Origin of the sequence: Rappaport israeli, from assembly GCF_001888055.1 — a bacterium.
Classification (GTDB): domain Bacteria; phylum Pseudomonadota; class Gammaproteobacteria; order Cardiobacteriales; family Cardiobacteriaceae; genus Rappaport; species Rappaport israeli.
The window spans coordinates 19,353-32,088 of sequence record NZ_LXHZ01000015.1; the positions used below are offsets into that span (position 1 = coordinate 19,353).

Consider the following 12,736-nt stretch of genomic DNA (forward strand, 5'->3'; position numbering starts at 1 on the left):
TGATGCGCGGTAGTTGTAATTAAAATATTGTTAAATTTCAAAACCTAGGGCAAACGATGAGCATTGCACAATTTATACAAGCCAATCTCTTTTTATTTATTCTATTAGGTGCGCTTATTGTCGCCATTATTGTTTATGAATGGCGTCAAAAAGGTCAGGGAGGCAAAACAATTAGCGCTTTAAATGCCTCTTTGTTGATTAATCAAGGCGCTTATTTAATCGATACGCGCGCGCCCGCAGATTATAAAAAAGCACATATCGCAGGGGCGAAAAATCATCCTGCTGAACAGTTTGATGCCGACTTTAAGCGCATTAAAGCGTCTAAAGATAAGCCAGTGATTGTCTATTGTCAGATGGGATTGAGCGCTAAAACGCAGGCTCAATACTTGCGCGACCAAGGCTATCAAGAGGTGTATGTATTAAGCGGTGGGTTGCAAGGTTGGCATGAGGAGAATTTGCCCACAGTGAAAGGCTAGGCACTCAATACGAGCTTATTTCTATTTTTATTTTTTAAGTTGAGGAAGTTATGAAACCAGTAGAACTTTATATTAAAACCACTTGCCCTTATTGCCAGCGGGCGTTGCAATTATTAGATGATAAAGGCGTGCGCTATAGCACGGTGAATTTGCTTCAATTTCCTGAGCGTCGCGATGAGATGATTGAGCGCGCCAATGGACGCACGACTGTGCCGCAAATTTTTATCGGTGAAACGCATGTTGGCGGATTTGATGATTTAAATGCGCTAGAAAAAGCTGGCAAACTTGATGCGTTATTGGCGTAAATGAAATGCGCTTATTACCCAGTCGTATTGGTTTGCGCTATAGCTACGCGCGCCGTGGAAGTCAGTTTATCGGGCTAAACTCTATTTTAGCGATTATTGGTATTACCATCGGCATTGCGGCATTGATTGCGGTGTTGTCGGTGATGAATGGGGTGGTAACTGAGGTGCGCGATAAGATGTTATCGATGACAGCGCATGTTTCTTTGCGCCCGAGTTTTAGTGAGACCATTGCGCCTGATTTTGATGCGGGCGCTTCTTTGGCGGGGATAAAAGAAGTGCTGGCTTATGCGCCTTTTGTGCAGGGTCAGGGTCTAATTGGCGATGGCAATCGCTTTCAAGGTGTGCTGATTCAAGGGGTGGATGCAAACGAACAGGGCAAGGTATCCAGCGCTTTTGCCAATATTGATGAGGCGGTTAAGGCTAAATTGCAACCTGAGCAATTCAATATCATTTTGGGCAAGGGTTTGGTGGCGCGCTTAAATGCCCAAGTTGGCGATAAAATCACCGTTATTGTGCCTCAGGTGAGCGCTTCAGCGGTGGGGCTATTGCCGCGCTTAAAGCGTTTTACTTTAATTGGGACGTTTGTCAGCGGGCATAGTCAGTTTGATAGTCAAGTGGCGCTCGTTTCAGCGGCAGATGCAGCAAAATTATTGCAATTGCCTGAGGGAGTAACGGGCTATCAGATTATGCTAGATGATGCGCTTAAAGCGCCAGTGGTGCGCGAGCGACTCAATCATAGCGGGCGGTTAGCGCCAGAGGTTTATGCCAGTGATTGGAGTATTGACCAAGCTTCTTATTTTAGTGCGGTGCAAACAGAAAAAAATGCCATGTTTATTATCTTGAGCTTGATTATTATTGTGGCGGCGTTTGGTTTGTTGTCGTCGATGTATATGGTGGTTACGGAGAAAAAACGTGATATTGCCATTTTGCGCACAATGGGATTAACGCGCGGGCAAATTCGGCAAGTGTTTTTAACCCAAGGCATGATTTTTGGCGGGTTGGGAACACTGTTAGGCATTGGTTTGGGGGTGGTGATTTCGTGGAATATTCCGCCATTATGGGATTCTTGGAACGGCAAACGGGGTATCAATTACCGCAAGACATGTATTTTATTTCGCAGTTAACCGCTAAAGTTGACCCTGCGGTGGTGTTGGGGGTAACGGTGATTACGTTATTGTTGACGTTGTTATTTTCTGTGATTCCTGCACAAATTGCTGCTAAAACTGAACCAGCGAGAGCGCTTTCTCATGAATGATGCGGTATTAAACGAGACATTAAAACAGGGGCAGGATTGCGTGTTATCGGTGCGTAATCTTCAATTTTCTTATCAGCAGAAAAATTCAGAACCCTTGCATATTTTGCAAGGGGTGGATTTATGTTTGCGTGCTGGTGAGAGTGTGGCGATTGTGGGCGCCTCAGGCTCGGGGAAAAGTACGTTATTACATCTTTTGGCAGGATTGGATACGCCAAATGGCGGAGAGGTTTCTATTGCTGGCGAGGTGTTGAGTGCCGCTTCAGATACTCGGCGCAGTCAGTTGCGCAATCGTTATATGGGGTTTGTCTATCAATTTCACCATTTATTGCCAGAGTTTAGCGCGTTAGAAAATGTTGCCATGCCGTTGCGGATTGCTGGATTGAGCGCTAAAAAAGCGCAAGCACGCGCGCAACTGTTGCTTAATGAGGTGGGATTGGAGGCGCGGACTGGGCATTTGCCAGCACAATTATCAGGTGGGGAGCGTCAGCGGGTGGCGATTGCGCGTGCGCTGGTTAATGAACCAACTTGTCTATTAGCAGATGAACCTACAGGGAATTTAGATGAAAATAATGCAGCGCAGGCTTTTGCGTTGATGCGGCGGATTGTTACGGCGCAAAATAATGCGATGATTGTGGTAACACATGATATGTCGTTGGCGCTTCAGATGGATCGTTGTTTTTATTTGCTTAATGGGCGCTTGCAACCTTATCAGGCATAATCCAAATTTTAATAAGGTTAGATGCTAAGGGAGAGCTGTCTGCTGATGCGCGCGGTCAAATGGTTGGATTTGACAGTGGCGCTACTTCATGGCGATTTCTTTGTTTTTTCCTCATTCTTAGCGCTTTAATGCTTCGTATTTGAGATTATTTGTGTTCTAGGCGTTTTTGTAGGGCGCGTTTTTTGCGGGTGCGTTTGTATAAAACAATAGTGAATCGCCACCAATAATAAACGACCATGTAGGTGAGGGCGCCAGCAATAATGCCGACGATGATAGAGCCTGAAAATAAGGGCATGAGAATTCTGCCACTAAAGGCAACCAGCTTATCTTCACTAAAAGATTCTGGGTTGAGCGAGTGGGCGGGCATATGTAATAGCCATACGCCAATGCGGTAGTTGAAATAATAAATTGGAACGGCGGTAAAAGGGTTGCTCCATAAGGTGAAGAGGACGGCACAGGGAAGGTTAACGCGCATTAGGCAGGCGGCAAGCGCTGCCATGGGCATTTGAATGGGAAGGGGAAGAGTGCCAAAAAAAGCTCCAATGGCGGCGGCAGAACTAATAGAAAAGCGATTGACGCGCCAGATGGCAACATTACCTAGGCGACTCATGATGGGTTTGAGGATGCGGTAGGTTTTGAGTTTGTCGCGACTTGGGAGAATGCGTTTGAAAAGAATTTTGCCATGGGGTTGGGAATGAATTGTACAAAATCGCCTATTTTAACGTATTTGACGCGAAGTATTGGATTTATCTGTTAGGTGTTAGGAGCTAATGCAGATGGGGAAGGTGTTGGGTGTGGTGGTGTTGGCGATGGGGTTGGCGTATGTGGTGGGTGTGCCAAGTGTTGGGTGGGCATGGGGAATTTTGCTGCTGGCGGTGTTGGTGGCAGGGATTTGTGTGTGTATGCGGTGGGTTGGTGGGGTTTGGCTGTGTGGGTTTGTGGCGGTATATGCTTGGGGTGGGGTGCAACAGGCGCAGCAGTGGCATCAGTTGGCGTTGTTAAATCAGCAGGCGCGCTGTGAGGCGGTGGTGCAGGTGGTGGATTTTGCGCGGGCGTCTGTGCCTGTGGGGCAGCGGGTTGCTGGGGTGGTGGTAGAAGCTAAAAGCTGTCCGTTGGTTGATGGTGCGCGGTTGTTATTGCGCGATTATGAGCGGTTATCTTGGGAGTTGGGTGGGGTGTATGCCGTGGGATTGCATTTGGCGGCGCGCGCTCAGGAGTTGCGCAAGGGGAAGGCGGCAATTTCGGCAACGGTGGTGGATGCGCCTAGATTGGTCTCTATGAAAGGTGGGGGCTTGGCGTTGCGCGCGGGGTTAGCGCAAAGGATTGAGGCGCGTTATGCTCAGCAGACGCGTCGCTGGTGGCAGGCGTTGTTGATTGGAGGGCGGCAGGATTTATCAACGCAGGATTGGGCGGTGTTGCGTCGTAGTGCGACGGCGCATTTATTGGCGATTTCGGGATTGCATTTGGCGTTGGTGGCTTTGGCGGTTTTTTGGTTGGTGCAGGGGGTTGCGGCGTATTGTGGGGGATTGCAACTCGCGTTGCCCCTCGTTCTTTGGCGCTTGTGGCGGCTTTGGTGGTGGGGTTGGTTTATGTGGGGGTGAGTGGGGCGCAAGCGCCTGTGGTGCGGGCGTGGTGGATGTTTGCGTTATGGGCTGGGCATTGGTTTTATGCGCCGTTGCGTGGTGGTTTGTTGGCGTTGATGCTAACGGCGGTGGGGTTGTTGCTCTATGATGGGGCGATTCTTTTTAGTGCGAGTGCGTGGTTGTCGTTTTATGCAACCGCGGTGGTGATTGTGTTGTATCGGCGCTATCACAGACGGCGTCCGTTGGCGATTTGGTGGCGGGTGCAGTTGGGGTTGACGCTGGCATTGTTGCCGCTTGGGTGGGCGATTTTTGGTGGGGTGAGTGTGGTGGGGTTTGGGGGTGAATTTGTTATTGGTGCCGTGGTTGGGTGTGGTGTTGTTTATGGGGTATTTGGGCTTGGTGTGGGCGTGGGCGGCGCCTTGGGCGGATGCGATGATGGGGTTGTTTTTGCAGACGATGTCGTTTTTTGCGCAGTGGGAATGGAGCTATATTGTGCCGCGCTGGCAGCCTAATGTGGCGTTGGCTGGGGTGTGGTGTGCGGGGGTGTTGTTGGCATTATTAGGGCAATGGCGATGGGTGTGGGGCGCTTTGGGATTGGCACTGATGTTGGCGGTTGGGCAGTTATGGCCGCGTATGGATTATGTGGTGCTAAGAGAGCGTCCATTGCTTGCTGTGATTACGCAGGGGCGGCAGGCGTTTGTGGTAAATGCAGGGTATCGGCATCACAAGGGGATAGATGAGGTGGAGACATTGGTGTTGCCATTGGTGCGCCAGCGTGGGTTGTCGGTGGCGGCGGTGTTGTTGTTAGAGGATAGCAAGCGCGCGACAACAGGGTTAATCACGCTAAAAACATATGCGCCTGAGATGGCAGTTTATACGTTGCGACCGTTGTTATCCTTGCCTTTTGAAAGCGTGTATTGTCCACAAGAGGCGGTTTCGGGCGTGGTGTTTTATCGCAAACGGCAGTGTGAGGCGCTTGTTGGGGGGCGTTTTGTGGTCAATACGCAGGGGGTGTGGGAGGTGTTTAGGCAATAAGGGGTGAAAAAGCGTTGGTGAATGTGGGTAAAAGCATTAAACTATCGCCTTTATTTTCAATTAGTAGAGTGTATGAACGACGATTGTGAACCGAAATCGCCTTCTTGGGTGCAACGCCTTTCCTCTCTTTGGTCAGATAATCCTTCAACAGAGGGACATTTGCAGGAGTTTTCTGAAGTTTTGATGCGTTTGCGTGAAAATCAATTATTAAACGATGATACGGCTGCGATGATGGAATCGCTGTTGCATATTTCTGAAACGCAGGTGCGCGATATTATGGTGCCACGTGGGCAAATGGTGGTGATTGAAAAGGATTGGTCAATTGAGAAAATTGTGGCGGTGATTTTAGAGTCTGGGCATTCGCGCTATCCTGTGGTTGATGAGGCGCATGAGCGCTTGCATGGGATTTTATTGAGTAAGGATTTGCTTCCGTTATTAAGTGAAAAAGCGCAGGCGCAGGATTGTTTAAATCGCATTCGTCCTGCAACGATTGTCCCTGAGAGTAAGCCACTAGATGCGATGTTGCGTGAGTTTCGCATTAATCGTAATCATATGGCGTTGGTGATTGATGAATACGGTAATTTATCTGGATTGGTAACCATCGAGGATGTGATTGAGGAAATTGTTGGCGAGATTGATGATGAGCATGATAAGGTCGCCGATATTAATATTTTGGATAATGGCGATGGTAGTTATCAAGTTAAGGCGCTAACCGATATTGAAGAGGTCAATGAGGCGTTGGGGCTAAATTTGAGCAATGAAGACGTCGATACGATTGGGGGCTATATTTTGATGCAGATGGAGCGCATGCCTGTTGTGGGCGAAACGCTAACATTTGACGGTTGGCATATAACGATTACTAAAGCCAATCAGCGCCGAATTATTAGCATTTTAATGCGCCCTGAATAGGGCGTTTTTTATTGGGGGTCGCTAAGATTTTTTGATGGCACGATGCTGGGAGTTTAGATTTAAGGTTGATAAGGGGATTTCTACCGCTAGTGCCGAGGGAATTGACTAAAATATTTAGCTGGGTGCGTTGCTTTGTTAATGTGCTTTTGTGCATAGGCAATAGATAATTTTTGCCACTGCTTACTTGGGGCAGTGGCAAAAATAGGGTTAGAGTGAGTTAGTCGTTTGAAGTGGGCATAGAGAAGGCTGAGTTTTGTTCACTGGGCGCATTCCAGCGTTGCATAATGGATTTTTGCTTGGTGTAAAAACGTACGCCTTCTTCGCCGTAGGCGTGCATATCGCCAAATAAACTGCTTTTCCAACCGCCAAAACCATGCCACGCCATTGGGACGGGAATGGGGACGTTGATGCCGACCATGCCTGCTTGAACTTCTTGGGCGAAGCGGTGGGCGATGTGTCCGCTATTAGTGTAGCAGACGGCGCCGTTACCAAATGGATGCTCATTAATCAGTTCAAGTGCTTCGTCAAAATTGGCGACGCGTACGCATGATAAAACGGGTCCGAATATTTCTTCTTGGTAGATACTCATGTTCTTTTGTACATGGTCAAATAGGGTTGCGCCTATCCAATAGCCGTTTTCGCAATCTTGACCAGCATCTTTGGGGTTAAATTCTCGTCCATCAACAATTAGGGTTGCGCCTTGTTCAACGCCTCTTTGGATGTAGTTCTGGATGCGTTCTAATGCGGAGGGGTTAATGATTGGCCCCATATCGGCGTGGGACTGTTTGCCGTCTAGGATGTTTAATTGGCTAATACGTTGGCGCAATTGTTCAATAACTTTATCACCAATCTCCCCGACTAATAGGCAACAGATATCGCCATGCATCGTTCGCCAGCACTGCCATAAGCAGCGCCCATGAGTGCATCGCAGGCTTTATCAAGGTCGGTGTCGGGCATGATAATCATATGATTTTTTGCACCACCAAGTGCTTGAACCCGTTTACCATGGTGAGCGGATTTTTCATAGATGGCGTTGGCGATTGGGGTTGAGCCAACGAAGCTTATGGCTTTGATATCAGGGTGTTCAATTAGGGCATCAACAGTTGTTTTATCGCCTTGAACGACGTTGAAAACGCCGTCTTCTAATCCAGCTTCACTGAGTAGTTCGGCAAGTAATAGACTAACACTTGGGTCGTTAGGACTTGGTTTTAAAATAAAAGTGTTGCCACAAGCAAGCGCTATGGGGAACATCCACATGGGTACCATGGCTGGGAAATTAAAGGGGGTGATTCCTGCGACAACGCCGAGTGGTTGACGAATGGTCCAATTATCAATATTAGAGGCAACGCGTTCGCTGTATTGTCCTTTGAGGAGTTGGGGAATGGCGCAGGCAAATTCAACGATTTCAATGCCGCGCATGACTTCACCTTTGGCGTCGCTAAAAACTTTGCCATGCTCTTCGGTGATGATTTGTGCGAGTTGGTCGTGATGTTGGTTGAGTAGTTGTAAAAAGCGCATGAGGATGCGAGCACGTTTTACTGCTGGGGTTGTTGACCATTGTGGGAAAGCATCTTTGGCAGCTTGAACGGCTTGGTTAACGTCTGAGTGTGTAGCAAGTAGTACCTCTTTGTTGCTGCTGCCATAGGCAGGGTTGTAGATATTTTGTTTTTGACTGGAGTTTGCATTGGTGCGTTGTCCGTTGATGTAGTGATTGATAATTTGCATGGTTTCTCCTTAGATATGAATTTAGAATTAAGGGGTTGGCGTTAGATTTTGTATTTGCCCGCTGCGAAGGGATTGGGTGAGTGCAATGGCAATTCGGGTGGCTTCAGTGGCATCGTTTAGAGTGAGCGGTGGGGGGATTTTGCCAAGGCAGGCGTTGCTAAAGGCTTGTAGCTCATTGATAAATGCTTGTTCAAAACGGGTAAAAAAATCTTCAAAACAATGGTGGGTTACGCCGTGGGCGTCGCTTTGGATGACAGCATGGCGCATAGCGCCGAGTCCAACGAGTAACTTGCCATCCGTGGCAATGATCTCACTGCTGGTTTCATGACCATGGGCGAAGGTGCGAGAGGCATAGAGATTGGCGAGTTGTCCGTTTGTAAATACGATGGTGCTAATGGCGTTGTCTACATCTTGATACTTGGAAAGTTCAGGATGTTTGGCGCAGGTGCCTGAGGCATAGACGTGACGGACTGTGGGGGCGTTGCCATGTTTATCAGCGAGTAGCCAACGTGCCAGATCGATATCGTGAATGTTGCAATCTAGGATAATCCCACCTGAGCTTTGCGAAAATTTAACAAAAAATCCACTAGGGTCGAATTTGTCACAGGTCTGTGAGCGAATGTAGAAGGGTTGACCAATTTTCCCTGCATCAATACTGGCTTTGGCGGCGAGATAATGTGGGTCAAAGCGCCGTACAAAACCAACCATGGCAATTTGTTTAGGATAGCGTTGCTGGGTTTGTTGATAGGTCTTTTCAACTATTTGGCAGTCAGCTAGATTTAGTGCTAGCGGTTTTTCAACCAATAGATGCTTGCCTGCTTGCAGTACTTGGATACTTTGTTGAGCATGTTGGTCTGTGGGGGTGGCTAGAACAACGGCATCGAGTTCAGGGGTGGTGAGTAATTCTTCTAAGGTTGTATAGACATGGGGAATATTTAGGGTTTGCTGGGCGTATTGTTGCTCGTGAGTTTCAGGGCTGGCGGCGGCAATAAGGCGAACATTGGCAATGTGCTGGCACAAATTCTGTGCGTGACGCTTGCCTAGTCTTCCTAAGCCGACAATGCCGATGTTTAATCTTGTCATACGTCATTTTCCAGTGAAATACATTTATTTTGCTGTGCAGATAGGGTGGCAGCATCAGCGATACGTTGTGCGGCAACGCCATCGTCAATACTAGTGCGTGGTTTGGTGGTGTTGATGAGGCAGTCTAAAAAGTGAATAATTTCTAAGCGGTAGGCTTCGCGGTAGCGTTGGAGGAAGAAATATTCGGGTAGGTCTTGGCTGATGTGTTGATTGTTCCAAACTACGACTTCAGTGGGGCGGTGGTTGGCGCACTGTATCATGCCACGTTCGCCTAAGACTTCAAAACGTTGGTCGTAGCCATAGGCGGCGCGACGGCTGGTGTTGATTTGGCAGAGGCGACCTTGGCGGGTTGTAAGTGTTACCGCGGTGGTGTCAAAATCGTTGGCTTGGTGGCGAATTTCTGGATTGGTTAGACAGGAGGCGCTGGCTTGTACACTGATAATCTCATCATCTAAAATCCAGCGGCAAATATCAAAATCATGAATGAGCATGTCGCGGAAGATGCCTCCGCTGACTTTTAGATAGTCTAATGATGGTGCGGCTGGGTCGCGACTGGTGATGATAAGAATTTCAGGGTTGCCAATTTCGCCTGATTCTAGGCGTTGTTTAGCAGCATAAAAGGTAGGGTCAAAGCGACGTTGAAAGCCAATCATGCAGGTGATGCCAGATTCTTTTACGGCTTGTTGACAAAGTTTTGCACGCTCTAGGGATAAATCAATGGGTTTTTCACAGAAAACGTGTTTGCCTGCTTGGGTAGCTTGTAGGAGGAGTTGGCTGTGGGTGTCAGTAGAGGAGGCAATGACAACGGCGTCGATGTTTTTGTCGGCTAAAATTTCTTCAACATTGGCAACTTGCGCGCCTGTGCGTTTAGCAAGGGTTTGTGCAGAATGGGGGTTGGGGTCACTGATGTAGCGAAGTTGGATGCCTTCGATGGCTTGTAGGTTGGTGGCGTGAATGCTACCAATGCGTCCTGCGCCAAAAAGTGCTAAGTTCATATTGTTGTCTCCTTATGGTTTGGGTTCTGTATGGGTGAGTTCTGTTTTGGTGGCATAGAGTAAAAATAATGACTGGATAACGCAGACGGTATTCACTAATGCCCGAAAACCAAAATTACTTTGCTCTTGTATTTCTATGATTTGTGTGGCGTTTTTGCCGATATCGCTTAGGTGGCTATCGGTGATGGAGATGATTTTGGCGCCTTTTTGTTGGGCAAGATGAATGGTGTGGCGGCTGCTGTCGGCGTAGGGGGCGTAGGAGATGACGATGAAGAGATCTTCTTCGCTAACGCTATTGAGTTTTTCCTCTAGGCTAAAGCATAGTCCATTGAGCCAATGAATTGGTTTGTCGCTGTGTTGAATGAGGTAGGTGAGGTAGGCAGAAGCAGCAAAGGAACGACCTGCCGCCATAATCCAAATAGATTTTGCATTTATCATTAAATCAACTGCGTTATTCAGTGCTTGCATAAGTTGGACGCTAAATAAATTGTTTAGGCTTTGGGTGCTGTTGTGGATGACCTCTTGAACGATGCTACTGCCTGAGATGTTTTCCGCGGCTTGCTGTTGTTCGTGGGCAATGCGTTTTATGCGTTCAGCGTAGTCGTCGGTGATGGCAATTTGTTGGGCGAGATTTTGTTGGAATAGATTTTTAAGTTGGCTGTATCCGCTAAAGCCCATGCTTTGAGCAAATCGAACTAAGGAAGAGGGGGCAACATCAATGGTTTGACTAAATTCATTGGCACTCATTAGGGCGATATGGTCGCGGTGATGATGCAGCTGGCGTGCGATGCTTTGGAGGCGTTTGCTGAGTTGGTCGTAGCGTTGGTCTATGGCTTGAAAAAGTTCATCGGGGTTGGCGTAGGGGGGGTGTTGCATGTGGGTTTCCTATTTGGGTGGGGCGATAAGCCATTCGTGTTCAGGATCGTTGCTAAATTGCCAACGACGTTCTGGTCCTGCCATGGTGTTGAGATAATATAGGTCGTAACCATGTACTGCAGCGCAGGGATGATATCCTTTTGGAACCAACACTACATCACGATTTTCAACGCTCATGGTTTCATCTAAGGTGCGGTCTTGGGTATAAACACGCTGGAAAGCAAATCCTTGTGGGGGGTTAATGCAGTGGTAGTAGGTTTCTTCAAGTAGGGTTTCGTTGGCGTTTTGTTGGTCATGCTTATGGGGAGGATAGCTGGAGCTGTTGCCCGCTGGGGTAATGACTTCAACAACTAATAGGCTTTCAGCTGGGGCATCTTCGGGCAAAATGTCGCAAATGTAGCGGGTATTGCTGCCTTGTCCGCGGGTGCTGCGTCGCATGTGTTCGGGGAGAATGAGTCTAGGGGGATAATGTCCTTGGGCTGGGGCGCTTGATAGGGCGATTTCTAGGTCGGTGTGCGCGCTTATGTGGATTTGGCTGTTAGGGGGGATATAGACGGCATAGGGGGATTGGTTGTCAAAGACGCTTTGACGTTGTCCTAGGTGTGTATAGTGCTGTTCGTTGACTTGAATATCTGCGCGACCGTAGAGTAGGGTGAGGCAATATTCTTTGTTGTGTTCACTGTGAAATTGGTGTGTTTGTTGGGCGGCTAATTGTACAACGCTAAAGCCAACATATTGCCAATTGGCATTTTCTGGGGTGATGTTGTGTAGGATTGTGTGATTTTTGTTGGGTTTGATTAATAAGTTTGGCATGGGAGTTCCTAGCTATGGGGGTGTTTTAGGGTGTCAATGATTTGGGTTAGAGTTTGGTAGCCTTTTTTGGCGTAGGGGTAAGGCGGAGCAAGGGCAGGGTCTTGTTCGGCTTCAACGATGAGCCAGCCTTGATAATGGTTTTGCAATAAGAGGGTTAGGACGGCGTTAAAATCAATAACACCATCGCCGGGTACGGTAAAAGCGCCTGCAAGTACGGCGTTTAAAAAGGATTGGTCGCGATTTCTAATGTCGCGTATAACCTTTGGTCGGACATCTTTGCAGTGCACGTGAACCACGCGCTGTAAATGTTTTTTCAGAGTTTGGGTGATGTCGATGTTTTGTTCAGCATGGTTGGTGGCTTGTGCAAACCAGCAATGTCCAGTATCAAATAATAATCCAACGTTTTCTGGGTCGGTTAGGCTCATGAGGGTGTCGATATCGTCTGGATGTTCGACGTAGGCGCCCATATGATGATGGTAGGCTAAGGTAAGGTCATATTTATCTTTGATTTTCTTGCCAAATTCATTGAGTTTTTGTGTGTAGGTTTGCCATTGCTGTGGCTGGGTAAATTTAGGTCGCTGAGAGAGAGGGGTGTGGATTTGTCCTTGAATGCTGTGGGCGGTTTCGCCATAAACGAGGATTTTGCAGTCGTTGTGGTGTAATTTTTCTAGGTGTTGGGTGGCAGCTTGTAATTCGTCATCTACGCTGTAATCGTTAAGGCGGGCGAGGTTGCCTGAATACCAACCTGAAACGCAGGCAACGTTGTATTGCTTGAGTGTTTTTTTAAGTTCCGCACCTGTTTTGGGAAATTTGTTGCCTAGTTCAAAGCCTTGGTAGCCAATTTCACTGCCTTCACTAAGTGCGATTTCTAGCGGGGTTTCACCTCCTAGAGACGGAAGGTCGTCGTTGCTCCAACCGATAGGTTGATACCAATTTGTACGTTAAATGTTGACATAGATTTTC

12 protein-coding genes and 3 pseudogenes are annotated in these 12,736 nt (G+C 47.9%); 8 read left to right on the top strand and 7 right to left on the bottom strand.

Annotation, left to right across the window (positions count from 1 at the left end; translation table 11 throughout):
- Positions 1-56: 56 nt before the first annotated feature.
- The 5 genes from A5N84_RS03440 to A5N84_RS03455 are packed head-to-tail and all read left to right on the top strand — an operon-like array spanning position 57 to position 2,754.
- On the top strand, positions 57-476 hold the full coding sequence (locus A5N84_RS03440) for a rhodanese-like domain-containing protein (RefSeq protein ID WP_072281280.1): 420 nt from the start codon (positions 57-59) through the stop codon (positions 474-476).
- Positions 477-526: 50 nt separating this feature from the next.
- Positions 527-781 carry a glutaredoxin 3 gene (gene grxC / locus A5N84_RS03445; protein WP_072281281.1) on the top strand — a complete coding sequence of 85 codons (255 nt, stop codon included), beginning with the start codon at positions 527-529 and terminating at the stop codon, positions 779-781.
- 5 nt (positions 782-786) lie between these two features.
- Positions 787-1,905: an FtsX-like permease family protein gene (locus tag A5N84_RS03450; RefSeq protein WP_233119901.1), complete on the top strand. Its 1,119-nt coding sequence runs from the start codon at positions 787-789 to the stop codon at positions 1,903-1,905.
- The gene (locus A5N84_RS11535; RefSeq protein WP_233119902.1) at positions 1,884-2,036 is read left to right on the top strand and encodes a hypothetical protein; all 153 of its coding nucleotides are present in this window, start codon (positions 1,884-1,886) and stop codon (positions 2,034-2,036) included. Before A5N84_RS03450 ends, A5N84_RS11535 begins: the two co-directional genes overlap by 22 nt.
- On the top strand, positions 2,029-2,754 hold the full coding sequence (locus tag A5N84_RS03455; protein ID WP_072281282.1) for an ABC transporter ATP-binding protein: 726 nt from the start codon (positions 2,029-2,031) through the stop codon (positions 2,752-2,754). Before A5N84_RS11535 ends, A5N84_RS03455 begins: the two co-directional genes overlap by 8 nt.
- A gap of 145 nt (positions 2,755-2,899) precedes the next feature.
- On the opposite strand, the gene A5N84_RS03460 is transcribed toward A5N84_RS03455, so the two are convergent.
- Entirely contained in the window at positions 2,900-3,364 is a 465-nt protein-coding gene (locus A5N84_RS03460; RefSeq protein WP_078055547.1) for a DUF2062 domain-containing protein, read from the bottom strand.
- Positions 3,365-4,031: 667 nt separating this feature from the next.
- Here A5N84_RS03460 and A5N84_RS03470 point away from each other — a divergent pair.
- From A5N84_RS03470 to A5N84_RS03480, 3 genes and pseudogenes are all read left to right on the top strand, one after another.
- A pseudogene (locus A5N84_RS03470) lies at positions 4,032-4,849 on the top strand (ComEC/Rec2 family competence protein).
- Entirely contained in the window at positions 4,770-5,372 is a 603-nt protein-coding gene (locus tag A5N84_RS03475) for a hypothetical protein (RefSeq protein WP_143324812.1), read from the top strand. Before A5N84_RS03470 ends, A5N84_RS03475 begins: the two are co-directional and overlap by 80 nt.
- Positions 5,373-5,444: 72 nt before the next feature.
- Complete coding sequence (locus tag A5N84_RS03480; protein WP_072281304.1) at positions 5,445-6,281, top strand: HlyC/CorC family transporter; 837 nt, start codon at positions 5,445-5,447, stop codon at positions 6,279-6,281.
- 217 nt (positions 6,282-6,498) lie between these two features.
- Here A5N84_RS03480 and A5N84_RS13315 read toward each other — a convergent pair.
- From A5N84_RS13315 to iolE, 6 genes and pseudogenes are all read right to left on the bottom strand, one after another.
- Positions 6,499-8,006 (bottom strand): annotated as a pseudogene (locus A5N84_RS13315) (CoA-acylating methylmalonate-semialdehyde dehydrogenase).
- Positions 8,007-8,033: 27 nt separating this feature from the next.
- Complete coding sequence (locus A5N84_RS03490) at positions 8,034-9,089, bottom strand: Gfo/Idh/MocA family oxidoreductase (RefSeq protein WP_072281287.1); 1,056 nt, start codon at positions 9,087-9,089, stop codon at positions 8,034-8,036.
- On the bottom strand, positions 9,086-10,084 hold the full coding sequence (iolG, locus tag A5N84_RS03495) for an inositol 2-dehydrogenase (RefSeq protein ID WP_072281288.1): 999 nt from the start codon (positions 10,082-10,084) through the stop codon (positions 9,086-9,088). The genes A5N84_RS03490 and iolG overlap by 4 nt, the downstream gene beginning before the upstream one ends.
- Positions 10,085-10,096: 12 nt before the next feature.
- Positions 10,097-10,960 (bottom strand): MurR/RpiR family transcriptional regulator, encoded by an 864-nt coding sequence (locus A5N84_RS03500; RefSeq protein WP_072281289.1) that lies wholly within the window; start codon positions 10,958-10,960, stop codon positions 10,097-10,099.
- A 9-nt stretch (positions 10,961-10,969) separates the two neighbouring features.
- Entirely contained in the window at positions 10,970-11,773 is an 804-nt protein-coding gene (gene iolB, locus A5N84_RS03505) for a 5-deoxy-glucuronate isomerase (protein ID WP_072281290.1), read from the bottom strand.
- Positions 11,774-11,781: 8 nt separating this feature from the next.
- Positions 11,782-12,728: pseudogene (gene iolE / locus A5N84_RS03510) on the bottom strand (myo-inosose-2 dehydratase).
- Positions 12,729-12,736: the final 8 nt, after the last annotated feature.